We start from the raw sequence: 16,671 nt of genomic DNA, 5'->3' as shown, positions 1-16,671 counted from the left end.
TTGCGGATTAATTGCCGTAATTATATAATTTGCATATTGGGAGGGATATTTTTGAGCAGAAAATTTCAAAAGTTGATTTTACCGGTATTACTTATTTTTTCTGTAATACTGGCTGGTTGCGGCAGCAACGTGGCGGCCACCGTTAACGGGCAGAAAATCACCAGCCAGCAGTTGGACGAGCAGGTAACGGCGGTTAAGGAATTCTACAAACAGCAGGGTATGAATCTGGAGGGCCCGGAAGCGGCACCCATGCTGGAAATGTTAAAGGGACAAGTTCTTGAAAATATGATTAACCAGGAACTGGTTTACCAGGAAGCCAAGAAACAGGGCATCAACCCGTCCAAAAAGGATTTGGAAAAGCAGGTGGCCGATTTAAAGGCCGGTTTTAAAGACGAGGCCGAGTATAAAAGATTTCTGGCAGCCAACGGGATATCCGAGCCAAAGCTGTACGACCTGGTGGAGCGGGACTTCATGGCCGGCGAATTGCAAAAAAAGGTCACGGCGGATGTAAAGGAAGCCACTGAAGAGGATGCCCTGAAATATTACCAGGGGAACAAGGGGCAATACACCATCCCCGCCCAGTATGAGGTAAGGCATATACTGCTGTCCACCATGGACAAGCCGGGCGGGCAGGCCAAGGTGGAGGCGGACGCCAGGACGGCGGCAATGTCGGTGCTTAGCCAGCTGAGTCAGGGCAAGGACTTTGCGGCACTGGCCAAGGAGAAATCGGAGGATTACGGCTCCGCCTCCAACGGTGGGCTCTACACCTTCAAAAAGGGAGAGGCCGTAAAGGAATTTGAAGAGGCGGCCCTTGCCTTAAAACCCGGCGAGTATACCAAGGCTCCGGTGAAAACCGATTTTGGCTACCATATAATTAAAATGGAAAAAATTATACCGGAGTCGATTACCCCCTTTGAGCAGGTTAAATCCGAGATAATGGCAAGTCTTACCCAGAAAGCCAAGGAAGAAAAATTTACTAAATACATGACCGAAGTCGCCGGTAAGGCAACCATCGTCAACAATTTAAACAAGGGCAAGGAAGACACGAAGAAGAAAGAATAGGCGCGAATTATGAAAATTTAATTACAGGCCCATTGGTAAAAAATGAATAAATCCCTTCCTCCTGCTATATACTATCTGTGAAAGTTAATTCGCTTTAGTTTATGCAGAAAAAGGAGGGAAGGGTGATAGATGAAAGCCACTGGAATAGTGCGCCGAATTGATGATTTAGGCAGGGTTGTGATTCCGAAGGAAATTAGAAGAACGCTACGCATACGTGAAGGGGATCCGTTGGAGATATTTGTTGACAGGGAAGGCGAAGTAATCCTGAAAAAATATTCGCCCATAGGCGAATTAGGCGATTTTGCCAAGGAATATGCCGATTCCCTCTATGAAGCCCTGGGACATATAGCGTGTATAGCGGATAGGGATACCATAATCGCGGTGGCCGGCGCGGCTAAAAAAGAATATATCAATAAAGCCATCGGGCCGGCCATTGAAAAGGTCATGGAAGAACGCAAGGCGGTTATAATCAACAATCCGGGGGAAGAGCAGTACTGCAAGGAATGCATGATCGTTGAGGACGGCGAGTGCAAGTATTCTTCCGAGGTGATTGCGCCCATAATCGCGGAAGGCGACCCCATCGGGGCGGTTATCCTGGCCTCAAAGGAACCGGATGTGAAAATGGGTGAGATGGAACTGAAATTGGCTGAAACGGCAGCGGGATTTCTGGCGAAACAAATGGAGCAGTAGCTTTCTCTCCCGGTATTTCCACATGGTCAACTTTATCAGGCAAAAGCTGCGGATTGTGGGCAGCCCAAAGAAAACGATGCCGGTGTCAGGCGGACTGCTGTACGCCCGGACACCGGCATATATTTAGCGGTGGTTGGGAGAACCGCCGTTTTTTTGTGTTATAATGTACGGGCGCGGTGTGGGGTGGCCTTGTAGCCTGTTTGTCTTCTCTTTGAAGGCCGGGGTATCCCGGGCTGTTGGCGGATAAAGATATGAAAACCGCAAATATTTTTTAGTTAGCAGGAGGTTTTCTCTATGTCGGGGACAATAATAATAGCGGGACTGGGGCCGGGAGATCCTGCCGCCCTGCCGGTGGCGGTGCTGGATGAACTGTCGGCCGGAGGGGTAAACTGGCTGAGAACCGGGGTTCACCCGGTGGTTCCCTGGCTAAGGGACAGAGGCATTTCTTTTAACACCTTTGATGATATATACCGGACTATGAACGATTTTGACAAGGTGTACCGCAGAATAGCCGAAAGTATTATTGAAGCTGGCAGGTCGGGCCGGGTTTTGTACGCTGTTCCCGGGCACCCCATGGTTGCCGAGGAGTCGGTGCGCCTGATAATGGCGTCGGCGGGGGAAGAGGGATTGCCTGTACGGGTGCTGCCGGCCATGAGCTTTCTTGACGCCCTTTTCGTAACGCTGAAGATAGATCCGGTGGAGGGCCTGCACGTGGCGGACGGGCTCAGGCTGGATGTCCAGCGGCCCGATCCAGGCGCCGGGACGGTGCTTACCCAGGTATACAACCGGATGGTGGCCTCGGATATAAAGCTGACTCTTATGGAGTATTATCCCGAGGAGCATAGGGTGATGGTGGTAAGGGCCGCGGGGGTTCCCGGCCGGGAAAAGGTGGAAGAGGTTCCCCTTTATGAAATGGACAGGCTTTCCTGGCTGGATCATTTGACCTGCCTGTACATACCCCCTCTGGCAGGGCACACCGGGCCTGCCAGATACCCTCTGGACCCGCTGGTGGACGTTATGGCCTCCCTGAGATCCGGGGAAGGATGTCCCTGGGACAGGGAGCAGGACCATCACACATTAAAAAAATATCTCCTGGAAGAATCCTATGAGGTGCTGGACGCCATAGAAAAAGGGGATATGTATAATATCTGTGAAGAATTGGGAGACTTATTACTACAGATTGTTTTTCACTCCCGCATTGCTTCCGAAGAAGGTCATTTTGATGTTAACGACGTGGTAGCGGCAATAACTGAAAAAATGATCAGGAGGCACCCACATGTGTTTGCTGATGTAAAGGTCAGGAACAGTAAAGAGGTGTTGGTCAACTGGGAGGCTATCAAAAACCAGGAAAAGCAGGTTAACGGTATCCCAAATAAAAAGTCGATCCTGTCGGGTATTCCCGGCCATTTGGCCGCCTTGATCAAAGCCCAGAAAATACAGTCCAGGGCGGCGGGAGTGGGTTTTGACTGGCCGGATTACAAGGGTGCCCTGGACAAGGTTTACGAGGAACTGGAGGAGATAAAAAAGGCCATATATGAAGGGGATAGCAGACAGCAGGAAAAAGAAATCGGCGATGCGCTTTTTGCCGTTGTCAACCTCGCCAGGCTGCTGGGCGCTGATGCGGAAGTGGCTCTGGCCGGCACGGTGGGGAGATTCATAGAGCGCTTTCGTTACATAGAGGAAAAGGTGACGGAGAAGGGCAAGGACATAAAAAGGTGCAACTTGGAAGAGCTGGATGAATACTGGGAAGAAGCAAAAAAATATGAAAAATCTACAAAATTATAGGAATTATTTTCAAGGCGGGAGGAAATTTCAGAATTAGGGCGAATAATATTGTGCATTAATAGGTAAATTATTGAGGGGGGTATTTAATGAACAAGGCAGATCTTATCTCGCAGGTTGCAGAAAAGACTGAAATGACCAAGAAAGATGCTGAAAAGGCTGTGTCAGCTCTTCTGGCCGCCGTTGAGGAAGCCCTGGCAAAAGGAGAAAAGGTACAACTGGTGGGCTTCGGCACCTTCGAGATTAGGGAAAGAGCTGCCCGCAAGGGGCGGAACCCGCAAACCGGGGAAGAAATCAGCATTGCTGCTGCCCGGGTGCCTGTGTTTAAAGCGGGCAAAGCTTTGCGTGATGCCGTTTCCTCATAGATAGCCGAATAGTCGGGGTTATCCGGTTATTTTGCTGTTGTGGGAGATTAGGTCTAAATGCGATTAGATAAATTTTTAAAGGTTTCCCGTGTGATAAAGCGCCGCACCCTAGCAAAGGAAGTATGTGACGGTGGCCAGGTTACGCTTAACGGAAGATCTGCAAAAGCCGGTTCGGAAGTAAAGACTGGTGATGTTGTGTTTATAAATTTTGGTTTGAGAAAAATCCGTTTCGAAATTTTATCCGTGCGGGAAAATGTGCCTGCAAAGCAGGCTGGTGAACTCTACAGCATCCTGGAAGAGACATTTGAAAACAGAGTTGTTGAGTAGTATAAAGGCCTTAAAAGTAAAAGGCCTTTTTTTATTGCCCGGCTGGGAGACCGCATTCCTAAAACCCCGGCCCGGCGTTTAAGCGATGTAATGTGAGAAGCCGGATTGGCGGCGGGCATATTTTATCCTTTCCAGGTAACAATAATTTTAAATACAAGCGAAAGGAGATAACATGCCCATGCGCCGACTTGCGTCCACAGCCGTTGCCTTAACCTTTTTTTCGGTGCTTGTTTTTTCGCTGCTGCTGTCCTCCTGCGCCAGGAAGCCCCAGCAGAAACCCGCTCCCGAACGTTTTAAGAATGAGCCGGAGATTAGCCTGTTTATAAACGATACCGGAGAGAAAAAGCAGATTAAAATGGAGGAGTATGTAGCCGGCGTGGTGGCCGCCGAGATGGAACCGACCTGGCCGGTTAACGCCCTGGCCGCCCAGGCCATATTGGCCCGCACATTCACCCTGGAGAATATCGAGGCCGGCAGGGTCAAAAAACTTCACGGCACCGACGCCTCCACCAGCGTGGAGGAGTTTCAGGCCTACGATCCCACCAGAATAAACGATAATGTCAGACAGGCGGTGCAGCGCACCAGGGGGGAGGTTGCCACCTACCAGGGGGATTATATCAAAGCCTGGTTTTCCGCCTGTGACGGGGGCGTATCGGCCTCCGCAGGGGAAGGGCTGGCCTATTTTAAAAGTCCCACCCCCTATATCAAGGCCGGAGTAAAGGACAACTGCCTGTCAATAACCACGGAGGAAAACAAACGATGGCAGAAGGCCATTCCGCTGGCCCAGGTGAGGGCGGCGGTCAAGGAGGTAAGCGGACAGGACCCGGGTGACATTACAGCAGCCAAAGTAACCCAAAAGGGTCCTTCAGGCAGGGCGGAAAAAATTCAGATAGGAAAAGCCGTGGTGGGCGGCCCCGCTCTGAGGCTGGCCCTGGGCAGCGACCAGGTCAGGTCAATGCTGCTTGAGGATGTGTCCGTCCAGGGGGGAAACCTGGTGTTGACCGGCAAGGGATTCGGCCACGGTGTCGGTATGTGCCAATGGGGGGCGAACCTGCTGTCAAAATCGAAGAAATCCCCGGAAGATATAGTGAAATTCTATTTCAAGGATATAGAAATACAAAAGTTATGGTAAAGGTGGTTTGTAACCACCTTTTTTTCATATTTTCCGTAACGTGGCATAAATATGAATTGAATCAAAATGGTTTTAAAGTGAAGGGGGATGGGCGGTGGAGCAAAGGGTAAAACACAGGCTGACCCTGACTGAGAGAAAGCACCTTATGCTGGAAGGTGTGCGGCAGGTGGGTAGCTTTGATGAAAAGGAAATAACCCTGGACACCAGCCTGGGTTTTCTGTCCCTCAAGGGGGAAGGTTTGCATATTACCCAGCTGAACCTGGATGAGGGTGTCCTGACCGTGGAAGGATTTATTGCGATCATGGAATTCAGTGAAAGCAAAACTGCCAAGGGCCGGGGCAAAGGATTGCTGAATAGAATTTTAAAGTAAACAAAAGGGGAATAAGGCAAGGGGAAAATGGGGGGGGTGGCTGTTTTTGCCCCTGGCGGAGCAAATCTATTTATTTATAATGCTGCTGACAGCCGGAATGCTGGCAGGGTTTTGTTATGACCTGTATAAAATGACCCGCAGCAAATTACGGTTGAAAAAAACAGGCACCTTTTTAGGTGATATTTTTTTCTGGCTGTTTTTAACCTGCGTTTCCTTTTACCTCCTGTTGCGTCTGAATGCCGGGGAGGTAAGGATTTATGTGTTTTTGGGGCTGGCCCTCGGCACGCTTTTGTACATGCAGTTGATGGGAAAAACCACTTACAGGCTGTTGGACGGATTATTTTCATTAATTGGCAAGCTGATTAAAATAATCATTTCCATACTGCTTTTTCTGTGGAAGATAATAACAACGCCTTTCAGGATATTATTCATAATTGTAATCTTTCCATTCCGGCTAATTGCCAGGTTTTTTTCCTTTACGGGCCGGGGGTCGAAAAAATTTGCCCGGCGGCTGGTGCTGGGTCCGGCAGGGAGGCTAAAGGCCGGATTACTGTTGAAGCTGAAATCCATTTGGACAAAATTGAAGCCGGGGAATAAAACCTAGCGGCGCTATAAAAATGGAAGTATATGGAAGATAGTTTGCCGCAATTTGCTGTGCGGGCAAAATATGGTAATATATGGTATTTGCCCTACTGTGTTACCATATTCTTAAAAGCCAGGGGGTATCCAGCATGGAAATACGCATTTATGCCCTGGCGCTGATTGTGGCCTTGGTGGCTGGAGTAATTTTGACGTGTGGTTTTTATCCCGCCATTTTGGAAACAGGCAAAACCACCCCGGCCGTGCTGGAGGATATTTGCCGGGAATTGACGAGACGGTGCAGCGGCATAAATTTTGACATAACGGCAGCAAGTGTGGCCGTTGGCTGTATGAAGACTGCGAAGTTTTTGGTTTTGTCCCCCAAGGCCTGTTTCAGATTCAGGAGGTGACCGGTATTCAGTCCGGTACGTCATTACAAAAAACTTCATATTGGGAAAGCATTATTTTGCCGGTGGTATAAATCCTCCGGGTCCGGCGGAGTCAACGGCTCCCCGACATAGTTTTCTCCCGGGACGGGAGTTATCGTGTGAAATCTTGATCATATTCGGGGCGTTCGGTGGATGGGTGTTTACAGCCCCGGCCCATCTTCGAAGTAAGTTTCTTTAAAAGACTGGCAGCCGGAAAGTTACCTGATTTTATTATCTGCTTAATCCCGGAGGTGGTGTTTATGATTGTATCGTTTCAAATACCCAGTGGAAACCGTCCACCTTAAAAAGGCCGCGGTTAATTTGACAACAGCCCGGTGCCCGGATGTGGCGGGCGGGTTTGACAGCAGGGATCGGAAAAGGCATAATTTATCTGTTTCCGGCAAGAATAATTTGTCAATTCCTCATGGCGCTGCCAGGCGCAAATAAAAGACTATCCGCGGTAGTCTTTTATTTTTTTCATAATCTTAAAACCAGTAAGGCTTTTTAAGCTTATTGGTGATTTGCCCGGCCTATTCAAGAAAATAATAATTTGTTTTATAAGATGCCATTCATTTATTTCAGGCTGATACTAATCTTTAAAAAAGCAACTATATCTTGTAACGAATGTTATTAGAATTTCAATATGTAGTGCCGGTAAGAACATATTTTGTTTTTCCCTCATGTTTAAGCCGGTTATGTTGATTAACAGGCTTAAAACTTTAAAATTATTTATAAAAATATTATGGGCCAGGCAGGGAATTATATTGAGACGTAGAATTTATGTAGTCAAGCTGTCCTAATTTTGTAGTGATATTGTTTTGGGTGAAAGTTGCTCCCTGGAGGAGTTGTCGATAATGAAAATGGAAATCCGGGGAGTGGAGAAATTAAGTTTTCGCGAGCGGCAGGTTGTTACATTAAAAGAAATGGGTGTTGCCAACGCCGATATAGGAAAGCGTTTGGGTCTTAGTGTCAGCACGGTGGCAACGCTTTTAAACAGGGCTAAAGGCAAGGGCTACGAGGTGGTCATTGTAATACCCGGCTATAATCTTGGTTTGTCAGGATCTGATGAGCAGGAAGAGGAGGGTTAAGGTTTATGGCCTCCCGGGAGAATAACATATATAAATTTTCAGATCCCAAGCGTCCCGAACGTCCCGCCAGGAGCCGGGCGTTCAGGCCCAGCATTAAATTTTTGACGGCTGTGGCTTTGTTTATGTTCGTTTATATGATTTTTTCCTTCGGCACTCATTTTAATAAATTATACGCCATGCAGCAGGATGTGGAAAAAATACAGGTCCAGGTAAAGGATTTGGAGAAAAAAAACAATGAGCTTAAGCAGCAGCTTAAAATGGCCCAGTCGGATGCGTACGTGGAGAAAGTGGCCCGGGAGGAGCTGAATCTGGCTAAACCCGGCGAATCAAGGATAATTCCGGTTCAATCAAACAAAAAAACAGACGACCAAAAAACAAAAACAGGTACGACCGGAGATTAAATCATTTCTTGACACTATAAGGGGCCACTGCATATAATTTAACTAGGTTTTTTTCCGTACTACGAGGGAGGAAAATTAAAAATATGCCGTTGCAAGTGGGCAGTGTTTTGGAGGGCCTGGTTACCGGAATAACCAATTTCGGAGCGTTTATACAGCTGCCCGGGGGGGAAACCGGACTTGTTCATATCTCGGAAATAGCCGAGGTTTACGTCCGGGACGTAAATGAATTCCTAAAACAGAACGATAAGGTCAAGGTTAAGGTTATCTCAGTAGATCCCCGGGGAAAAATAGCGCTTTCCATAAAACAAGCCAAGCCTCCCGCTGAAACGGCCGTTACCGACAGAAGGGGTCCGCAGCGGAAGAAGTTTGAACCCTCCTTTGAGGATAAATTGGCCAAATTTTTAAAAGAAAGCGATGAGCGGATGCAGGCTCTGAAGCGTAATGCCGACGCCAAAAGGGGCGGTCGGGGAGGTCCCCGCAGGTGGGACTGATTTATTGATTAACAGGCATTCCCTGTAATGGGGAATGCTTTTGTATTAGAGGGGTGTTTTATGCGGGACAAAATGGACAAAATCGCGGTGATTGACGTGGGAAGCAATTCCACCAGGCTTTTGATAGCCGGGGTAAACCCGGAAGGAGAGGTCAAACCTTTACATACCGGGTTGATTACCACCAGGCTGGGCGAGGGTATAAACCGGGGGCTGCTGCTTCCCGGCGCCATGGAGCGCACGGTGGGCGCCATAGCGGATTTTAAGGATTTAGCCGGGGAATGGGGCGTATCCGGCCTGGTGGTGTCCGCCACCAGCGCGGTCAGGGACGCGGCCAACAGGCGGGATTTCCTGGAGTCGGTAAAGGAGAAAACCGGTTTTGAACTCAGAGTGCTTTCCGGTCCTGAAGAAGCATTTTTCAGTTACTATGGCGTAAAAAAAGGGCTGGCGGGCGGCCCCGGGAGAATGGCGGTGGTGGATATCGGCGGAGGCAGCACGGAATTCACCTGGCCGGAAAACGGTTCCCTGGCCTGCGGCAGCGCCCGGGTCGGCGCGGTGCGCATGACCGAGGGAGGGCACCGGGACGAGGAAATACTTTCTCTGTTGATGCCTCTGTTGGGCGGGGTTAAAAAAGCCCGCCCGGATAATGTGGTGGCGGTGGGCGGTACGGCAACCACCCTGGCGGCCATGGATATGAAAATGATTGAGTATGATCCCGTCAGGGTGCACGGGTACCGGCTTGAAAAGAGCAGGACGGAACTGCTGCTGGATACCTTAATCGGCGCGGGGGCGGAGGGCAGAAAGAAAATTCCCGGCTTGCAGCCTGCCAGGGCCGATATAATAGTGGCGGGGGTAAGAATCATATTGATAATAATGGAACAGCTTGAGAGCAGTTTTATAACCGTCAGCGAGGCTGATCTTTTATACGGCCTGGCCTCCTGTTATGTTAAATCTGTCGAAATAAAAAATGTAATACATTACCAATAATGACAATAAATGCTCCCCCCGGGTACTATAATGTAATTTATAGAATTACAGCGGGGGTGGGCTTTTGTTTGAAAAGGTTGATGTATATCCTTACCGGCGCAAGGTGGATGACCGGGGAGAGAAAAGGAGCAGGAGTTTCCGCAGGCCGGGATTTTTATCCTCACTGGACATGAGAGGCTTTTTAAATCCGGGTCTGCTGCCGGCCCTGGCAGCTGGATTCTGCCTGGGCCGGGCTGTTTTGTTGGGCGAGCTGTCTCCCTTCGCTCCCGCTTTCGCGGCGGCCTGCGGCACATATTTCAGCGCCGGGACGGGGTTTCTGGCAATTTTAGCGGTTTGTTCGGGGATGGCCACTGTTTATACCGGCACCCAGCTGGCTGCCGGTTTATCCACCATTCTGGGTGTTTATTTTTTTGTCCGGTCCTTACCTGACAGGTACGCATCCCGGTGGCACGGCCCCGGGGTTGTGGTGCTGGCGCTGACCCTTTCGGTGAAGGCGGCCCTGCTCAGTTTTAGCGGCGCTGATGCTTATAATTATATAAATGTGCTTTTTGAATCGGTATTTGCCGCCGCCCTTACTCCGGCCCTGGTGCTGTCGCTGAAATCCCTGGGCGGTATTAACGGTGTCAAACCCCTGGCCACGGAGGAAGTGGTGTGCGTGCTTACCCTGGCGGCCGGAATTATAGCCGGGACCGGTGATATCCGGCTGTGGCACATTTCGGTAAAGGGAGTATTAAGCGGCGTGATCATAATGGTAAGCTCCCTGGCCGGAGGCGCCGGATTCGGAGCCGCCGCCGGGGCGCTGGCGGGCATGATTCCCGGACTGGCTTTTACAGCCCTGCCGTTGATGGTTGGGGCCTATTCCTTTGCCGGGGTTGTTTCCGGTTTGGGCAGAATGCTGGGTAAAGCCGGGGTGATACTGGGATTTCTGCTGGCCAATGTAATACTTTGCGTTTATGTGAACGATTTTTCCGGAATAGCGGCAGTGGTGGGGGAAACGCTGTCCGCCGCCTTTATATTTATGTTAATACCGTCCAAATGGATAAAAATGATAACCTTCTCCCTGTCTCCCGGTCTGGCCCCGGAAAAAGGGGAAAAAACCACGGATCATGTCCGTGAGGTTTTGCAGGAAAAGATCAGGGGCCTTTCAGTCATGTTCAGGGAAATGTCCAGGGCTTTCAGCCATGTATCCGCGGCGGTGGAAGAGAGTTCCGAAGAACGGGATCTTGACGCCCTGGTTAAGGAAATTAACAATAAGGTGTGTCACGGCTGCGGTATGTACCGCATTTGCTGGGAAAAAGATTATTACCGCACCTATCAGCATAGCATGGAGATGTTTGCCACGGTGGAGACCTTCGGCCGGGTCACCGCCGAGGACATGCCCGGTGAGTTCAAGCGGCGCTGCACCAGGCCCAGGGAACTTTCCATAGCGGTTTCCTGTTTGTTTGACGCCTATAAGCTAAACAGGTTCTGGAGCGGCAAACTGTCCGAAAGCAGGGGCCTGGTGGGAAATCAGCTCAAGGGGCTTGCCGGGGTGATAGAAAATATTGTGGGCAACATGGATTTTAGCCAGGGTGATTTTAGTGAAACTGATCTTTTTTTGAAACATATTATTAAAGAGCAGGGCTACCACGCCTTTGACGTGCGCCTGATGGAAATGGAAGGAAACAGGGAGGTGGTGATAACCGGCAAGGCCTGCCCCGGCACCTCGGACTGCTGCTACAAGGTTGCCCCGGCGGTATCAAAGGCCCTGGGCCAGGCTTTTAACGCCACGGGCTGTATCTGCGGGGGCAAGGACAAGGGTGAAATTTGCACTTTTCGCCTGTACCAGGGGCTAAATTACGACATAGAGACGGGAGTTGCCGCCGTTGGCCGGGAAGGGCACCGGGTTAGCGGCGACAGTTATTCCTTTGCGCAGCTTGCCGGCGGTAAATTTGCGGCAATAATCAGCGACGGCATGGGCAGCGGGGAGAAGGCGGCGGCCCAGAGCTCGGCCACAGTGGCCATTATAAAAAGACTGATGGATTTCGGTTTCGACATGGAAGCGGCGCTAAAGACCGTTAACTCCATATTAATGCTGCGGCTTCCGGAGGAAACCTTTTGTACCGTTGACATGACCGTGATTAATTTATACACGGGACAGGCCGAAATTATCAAAATAGCGTCCCCGCCCAGTTATCTTATTAAGGGAAAGAGGGTTTCCCAGCTAAAGGGCAGCTCTCTGCCCGTGGGTATAATAAACGACATTGAAGTGAGCACCGCGGTTAAAAAGCTGGTGGCCGGAGATGTGCTGGTAATGGTTACGGACGGAATAGTGGACAGTCACCGGTCCTCAAATGAAAAGGAAGACTGGCTTCCGGGGGTGCTTGGGGAGGCCGGGGGAAGCGAGCCCGGGGAGCTTGCCGGGCTGCTGCTGGATCTGGCTGTGGCAGGGGATAAGATGCCCCGGGACGACATGACGGCGATGGTTATAAAACTCATTAAACAGCAATAATTTGCACTGAATGGAATATTGTGGAGTTTTGCCGCGGGGTGAAAATATAAGGTTTTGCGCGGGGCCGTTAACAGGGACTAATAAAGTTATATTTATAAACCACAGCCTGCAATGGCTTTTTTTGTTTAAATGTTGGAAGGAAAATTAAGTGTGCTGTGGAATCAGTAAAATGGTGTCAAATCGGCATTAATTTTCCGCAGGTGGTGTTGCCCGCTGGATTTGTTGGAACAGGTACTGGCCACTGTATTGAAATTCTCCATGTTCAGGCAGGGGGACAAAGTACTGGTGGGTGTATCAGGGGGTGCGGACTCCGTTGCCCTTTTTCACATTTTGTTCCGGTTGAGAGAAAAATTTAATCTTGAGCTGTTCATATGCCATTTAAATCACATGTTCAGGGGAGAGGAAGCCAGGGCCGACGCGGGATGGGTCGCCTCCCTGGCACGGAAATTTGACATTCCTTCCATAATTGAGGATATTGACGTTCCCGCGTACATGATCCGGCACAACCTGCCGGCGCAGGTTGCGGCCCGCCAGGTGCGCTACCGGTTTTACCGGAGGGTGGCGGCGGAAAAGGGTTGCAGCCGGGTTGCCCTGGGACATCACGCCGATGATCAGGCCGAAACAATTTTAATAAATTTGCTCCGGGGCGCGGGCACTCCGGGACTTAAAGGAATTCCGCCGGTAAGGGAAAATTTTTTTGTGCGTCCGCTGATAGAGGCAAGAAGAAAGCAGATAGAAGCCTATTGCCTGCTGCAGGAACTTTCCTACCGCCAGGATTCGTCAAATTTAAAACCCGTATACACCCGCAACAGGGTAAGGATGGAGCTGATACCTCTTCTGGAAAAAGAGTATAATCCGGCGGTGGTGGCTTCCTTAAACCGGCTGGCCGGGATAATGAGGGAAGAGAATGATTTTATGGAAGCCGCGGCGGAGAATGCTCTGGAAAGGATTGCCGGCCGGATGGGGCCGGGAGAAGTCCGGCTGTCTTTGAAAAGTCTTACGGATATATCCCCGGCGCTGTTGAGAAGAATATTAAGGATGATATTTCGCCGAATGGCGGGAGAAAGCAGGGCGCCGGATTATGAGCAGGTTGAAAAAGCCCTGGAGCTGTTGAAGGGCACGCTTCCCGGCAAGCTGGAATGGCCGTCCGGCATACTTTTGATTAAAAGGTACGGGCAGCTGGAAATCATTAAAGGTGGAGCCGGGGAGAAGCTTCCCTGTTACCGCTATCCTCTTAATATACCGGGAGAAACCCGCATACCGGAGACGGGTATTTGCATTGAGTCTGAAATAATGGACATAAGCGTTGCGCCGGACCCCATGACGCTGCATTCCGGTGAAGCCCTGCTGGACTATGCCAAATTAACCGGGCCGGTGGAGGTGCGCCGCAGGAGAGATGGTGATTTGTTTTGGCCCCTGGGTTTTAAGGGAACAATAAAATTAAAGAAATTTTTTATCGACAGAAAGATTCCCAGGGAAAAGAGGGATTTTATTCCCCTGGTAACCTCGGGTGAAGAAATCGCTTGGGTGGCGGGACGCCCCGGGGAAAAGTGGAAAATAACCCGGGAGACAAAAAAATGCCTTTATTTAAAGATAGTTTCCAAATAACAACCGGCATTGTTTTAAATTGAAAGGAATTATTCATTATGGTAAAATACCCATTATGGGGTAAACGGACTCGGAAGGAGTGGCTTGGTTGAATAGAGTCCTGAAAAACCTTAGTATTTATCTGCTTATCGTACTGGTTATAATTGCATTGATCCGTTTATCATCCCCGACCGATAATTCTGTGGAGTCCATAGATTATGGCCAGTTCCTGGCATCTCTTTCCAAGGGTGAAGTGGCATCCGTAACCATTCAGGCGGAGGAGAACACCAACCTGATAACAGGCAAAAAAAGAGATGGCACAAGTTTTGAAACCCGGGGCATCAGCCCGGATCAGAGGTTAATGAACCTGCTGGAGGAGAAAAATGTCAGCTACAAGATAGAGAAGCCCCCTCAGCCCAGTTGGTGGGCGGGACTTCTTACAAGTTTGCTGCCCATTCTCATATTTGTGCTGCTGTTTTTCTTCATGATGCAGCAGACCCAGGGCGGCGGCAACAGGGTTATGTCCTTCGGCAAAAGCAGGGCCAAACTGCATAGTGATGAAAAGAAAAAGGTTACCTTCGCGGATGTGGCCGGGGCCGACGAGGTAAAGGAAGAACTTGAAGAGATAGTGGAGTTTTTGAAAAACCCCAAAAAGTTTAACGAATTGGGCGCCAGGATACCCAAGGGCGTGCTGCTGTTCGGACCTCCGGGCACGGGCAAGACCCTGCTGGCCAGGGCTGTGGCCGGGGAGGCGGGGGTTCCCTTCTTTACCATCAGCGGTTCGGATTTTGTGGAAATGTTTGTGGGTGTGGGCGCGTCCAGGGTTCGCGACCTTTTCGAGCAGGCTAAAAAGAACGCCCCCTGCATTGTATTCATCGACGAGATTGACGCCGTGGGACGGCAGCGGGGAGCCGGTCTGGGCGGCGGACATGACGAGCGGGAGCAGACACTGAACCAGCTGCTGGTGGAGATGGACGGTTTCGCCCCCAATGAGGGCATAATCATTATAGCCGCCACCAACCGGCCGGATATACTGGACCCGGCATTGCTCAGGCCCGGGCGCTTCGACCGCCAGGTGGTGGTGGACGTTCCGGATCTGACAGGGCGCAAGGAAATATTAAAAGTGCATGTCAGGGGCAAGCCTTTAACCTCGGATGTGGATCTGGACGTGCTGGCCAGGCGGACCCCGGGCTTTACAGGCGCGGATTTGGCCAACCTGGTGAACGAGGCGGCACTGCTGGCGGCCAGGTTTAACAAACCGGAAATAGGCATGCCGGAGCTGGAGAGTTCCATCGAGAGAGTTATCGCCGGTCCCGAGAAAAAGTCCAAAGTCATCAGCGACAAGGAGAAAAAACTGGTATCCTACCACGAGGCGGGCCATGCCCTGGTGGGTTACCTGCTGCCGAATACCGACCCGGTGCACAAGGTTTCCATTATTCCCAGGGGCCGGGCGGGCGGCTACACCCTCTTGCTGCCCAAGGAAGACCGCTACTATATGACCAGGTCCATGCTGATAGACCAGGTCACCATGCTGCTGGGTGGCAGGGTGGCGGAGGACGTGGTGCTGAGGGAAATCAGCACCGGCGCCCAGAACGATCTGGAGCGGGCCACGGAAATTGTCCGCCGCATGATCATGGAATACGGCATGAGCGATGAACTGGGCCCCATGACCTTTGGCCGCAAGCAGGAAACTCCCTTTTTGGGCCGGGATTTGTCCAGGGACCGCAATTACGGCGAAGAGGTGGCCACCAACATCGACAAGGAAGTACACAACATAATGGATAAAAACTACAACAGGGCCAAGGATATATTGATAGAACACATGGACACCCTGCACCTGATCGCAGGCACCCTGATGGATAAGGAAACCATAGAAGCCAATGAATTTGAGGAATTGATGAAACAGGCCGGCGAAAAGCCGAATGACATTTAAGGCTCTTTTTAGTACAACGCAGGGAGGCAATCGAAAATGGAAAGAACATATTTAATGGTAAAGCCCGACGGGGTGCAGCGGGGCCTGGTGGGTGAAATAATATCCCGCTTTGAGAAAAAGGGACTGAAAATAGTAGGGCTGAAAATGCTCCGGATTCCCCGGGAAATGGCCGAGACCCATTACGGCGAGCACAAGGGAAAACCTTTCTTCGGTCCGCTGGTGGATTACATAACCTCCAGCCCGGTGGTGGCCATGGTACTGGAAGGCAAGGACGCAGTGTCCGTGGCCAGGGAAATGATGGGCGCCACCAACCCCTTAAAGGCCGCCCCGGGAACCATCAGGGCCACCTACGGCATGGATATAGGCAGGAACATTATTCATGGTTCCGATTCACCTGAAAGCGCCCGGCGGGAGATAGGCATATTCTTCAGGCCCGAGGAGCTGACAGACTACAGCAGGGCTGTGGAAGGGTGGATATACGAGTAATTAATAAAAAGGGCGGCACGTACCGGTAAGGTATGTGCCGCCTCATTTATTTTCCCGCTTACCCTGCCGGCCCGGCAAAGCTTGTTTTATAGCTGCGGGCGCAGAAAGCTTCTCTCATAACTCAATATACAGCCGGACTTTTCCACAAATTTGCAGGCTCCCTGGAAATCGGGGTCTGTTTTACGGGTGTCGCGGAATTGTTCATAGGCTGCCAGACTGGTAAAACTGCATAGCTCATAGGCTACGTTATTGGGACCCTCGTAAGGCAATAAAAAGGTGACGTTCACACCGCCCAACCGTTTGACAATGGGTATCAGCATTTTTGTGTATGCTTCGAAGCTATTCAGTTTGGCCGGGTCAATGATATATTTTGTGTGGCAGGTAATCACCCTGGAATACCTCCTGTTTAATTAAAACTGTATCTTGACGTGTGTTATTTTAACTAACAGGAGAGTTAAGATCAAATAAAAATAAT

The 16,671-nt window shown here is 50.4% G+C and carries 19 protein-coding genes; 18 read left to right on the top strand and 1 reads right to left on the bottom strand.

From position 1 onward, the window contains the following. The first annotated feature begins 51 nt into the window (after positions 1 to 51). The 18 genes from DCCM_RS01655 (at position 52) to ndk (ending at position 16,196) form a co-directional block, all read left to right on the top strand. Entirely contained in the window at positions 52 to 1,062 is a 1,011-nt protein-coding gene (locus DCCM_RS01655; RefSeq protein WP_165791982.1) for a peptidylprolyl isomerase, read from the top strand. A gap of 129 nt (positions 1,063 to 1,191) precedes the next feature. Beyond that, positions 1,192 to 1,752, top strand: coding sequence for a stage V sporulation protein T (spoVT, locus tag DCCM_RS01650; RefSeq protein ID WP_104370722.1), 561 nt, complete (start codon positions 1,192 to 1,194; stop codon positions 1,750 to 1,752). Positions 1,753 to 2,046: 294 nt separating this feature from the next. Next, positions 2,047 to 3,537 carry a bifunctional methyltransferase/pyrophosphohydrolase YabN gene (gene yabN / locus DCCM_RS01645; protein WP_104370721.1) on the top strand — a complete coding sequence of 497 codons (1,491 nt, stop codon included), beginning with the start codon at positions 2,047 to 2,049 and terminating at the stop codon, positions 3,535 to 3,537. Positions 3,538 to 3,623: 86 nt separating this feature from the next. Continuing rightward, on the top strand, positions 3,624 to 3,899 hold the full coding sequence (hbs, locus tag DCCM_RS01640; RefSeq protein WP_104370720.1) for a non-specific DNA-binding protein Hbs: 276 nt from the start codon (positions 3,624 to 3,626) through the stop codon (positions 3,897 to 3,899). A gap of 57 nt (positions 3,900 to 3,956) precedes the next feature. Then, entirely contained in the window at positions 3,957 to 4,226 is a 270-nt protein-coding gene (locus DCCM_RS01635; RefSeq protein ID WP_104370719.1) for an RNA-binding S4 domain-containing protein, read from the top strand. Between the two features lie 178 nt (positions 4,227 to 4,404). Beyond that, complete coding sequence (locus DCCM_RS01630) at positions 4,405 to 5,358, top strand: SpoIID/LytB domain-containing protein (RefSeq protein ID WP_104370718.1); 954 nt, start codon at positions 4,405 to 4,407, stop codon at positions 5,356 to 5,358. 94 nt (positions 5,359 to 5,452) lie between these two features. Then, positions 5,453 to 5,728 carry a sporulation protein YabP gene (gene yabP / locus DCCM_RS01625; RefSeq protein ID WP_104370717.1) on the top strand — a complete coding sequence of 92 codons (276 nt, stop codon included), beginning with the start codon at positions 5,453 to 5,455 and terminating at the stop codon, positions 5,726 to 5,728. Positions 5,729 to 5,774: 46 nt separating this feature from the next. Next, positions 5,775 to 6,332: a spore cortex biosynthesis protein YabQ gene (yabQ, locus tag DCCM_RS01620; protein WP_104370716.1), complete on the top strand. Its 558-nt coding sequence runs from the start codon at positions 5,775 to 5,777 to the stop codon at positions 6,330 to 6,332. A gap of 127 nt (positions 6,333 to 6,459) precedes the next feature. Next, positions 6,460 to 6,717: a hypothetical protein gene (locus DCCM_RS01615; RefSeq protein ID WP_104370715.1), complete on the top strand. Its 258-nt coding sequence runs from the start codon at positions 6,460 to 6,462 to the stop codon at positions 6,715 to 6,717. A 282-nt stretch (positions 6,718 to 6,999) separates the two neighbouring features. Continuing rightward, positions 7,000 to 7,182 carry a hypothetical protein gene (locus DCCM_RS01610; protein ID WP_104370714.1) on the top strand — a complete coding sequence of 61 codons (183 nt, stop codon included), beginning with the start codon at positions 7,000 to 7,002 and terminating at the stop codon, positions 7,180 to 7,182. 407 nt (positions 7,183 to 7,589) lie between these two features. Beyond that, entirely contained in the window at positions 7,590 to 7,823 is a 234-nt protein-coding gene (locus DCCM_RS01605) for a helix-turn-helix transcriptional regulator (protein WP_104370713.1), read from the top strand. A 5-nt stretch (positions 7,824 to 7,828) separates the two neighbouring features. Beyond that, positions 7,829 to 8,224: an FtsB family cell division protein gene (locus DCCM_RS01600; protein ID WP_104370712.1), complete on the top strand. Its 396-nt coding sequence runs from the start codon at positions 7,829 to 7,831 to the stop codon at positions 8,222 to 8,224. Between the two features lie 83 nt (positions 8,225 to 8,307). Beyond that, positions 8,308 to 8,715, top strand: a complete 408-nt coding sequence (locus DCCM_RS01595; protein WP_104370711.1) for a S1 RNA-binding domain-containing protein — start codon at positions 8,308 to 8,310, stop codon at positions 8,713 to 8,715. Positions 8,716 to 8,775: 60 nt separating this feature from the next. Further along, positions 8,776 to 9,699 carry a Ppx/GppA phosphatase family protein gene (locus tag DCCM_RS01590; RefSeq protein WP_231702597.1) on the top strand — a complete coding sequence of 308 codons (924 nt, stop codon included), beginning with the start codon at positions 8,776 to 8,778 and terminating at the stop codon, positions 9,697 to 9,699. 64 nt (positions 9,700 to 9,763) lie between these two features. Further along, a complete protein-coding gene (gene spoIIE / locus DCCM_RS01585; RefSeq protein WP_104370710.1) occupies positions 9,764 to 12,190 on the top strand; it encodes a stage II sporulation protein E in 2,427 nt (808 codons plus the stop codon). Between the two features lie 219 nt (positions 12,191 to 12,409). Continuing rightward, positions 12,410 to 13,798: a tRNA lysidine(34) synthetase TilS gene (gene tilS / locus DCCM_RS01580; RefSeq protein ID WP_104370709.1), complete on the top strand. Its 1,389-nt coding sequence runs from the start codon at positions 12,410 to 12,412 to the stop codon at positions 13,796 to 13,798. An 88-nt stretch (positions 13,799 to 13,886) separates the two neighbouring features. Next, positions 13,887 to 15,710, top strand: coding sequence for an ATP-dependent zinc metalloprotease FtsH (gene ftsH / locus DCCM_RS01575; protein ID WP_104370708.1), 1,824 nt, complete (start codon positions 13,887 to 13,889; stop codon positions 15,708 to 15,710). A gap of 36 nt (positions 15,711 to 15,746) precedes the next feature. After that, entirely contained in the window at positions 15,747 to 16,196 is a 450-nt protein-coding gene (ndk, locus tag DCCM_RS01570; protein ID WP_104370707.1) for a nucleoside-diphosphate kinase, read from the top strand. An 86-nt stretch (positions 16,197 to 16,282) separates the two neighbouring features. Here the strand turns inward: ndk and DCCM_RS01565 are convergent, their stop codons facing one another. After that, positions 16,283 to 16,585 carry an NIPSNAP family protein gene (locus tag DCCM_RS01565; protein ID WP_104370706.1) on the bottom strand — a complete coding sequence of 101 codons (303 nt, stop codon included), beginning with the start codon at positions 16,583 to 16,585 and terminating at the stop codon, positions 16,283 to 16,285. Between the last annotated feature and the right edge of the window lie 86 nt (positions 16,586 to 16,671).

It is taken from the genome of Desulfocucumis palustris (genome assembly GCF_002933875.1).
Classification (GTDB): domain Bacteria; phylum Bacillota; class Desulfotomaculia; order Desulfotomaculales; family Desulfocucumaceae; genus Desulfocucumis; species Desulfocucumis palustris.
Note: the sequence above shows the minus strand (reverse complement) of the source record. Positions and strands in the feature narration are given on the sequence as shown.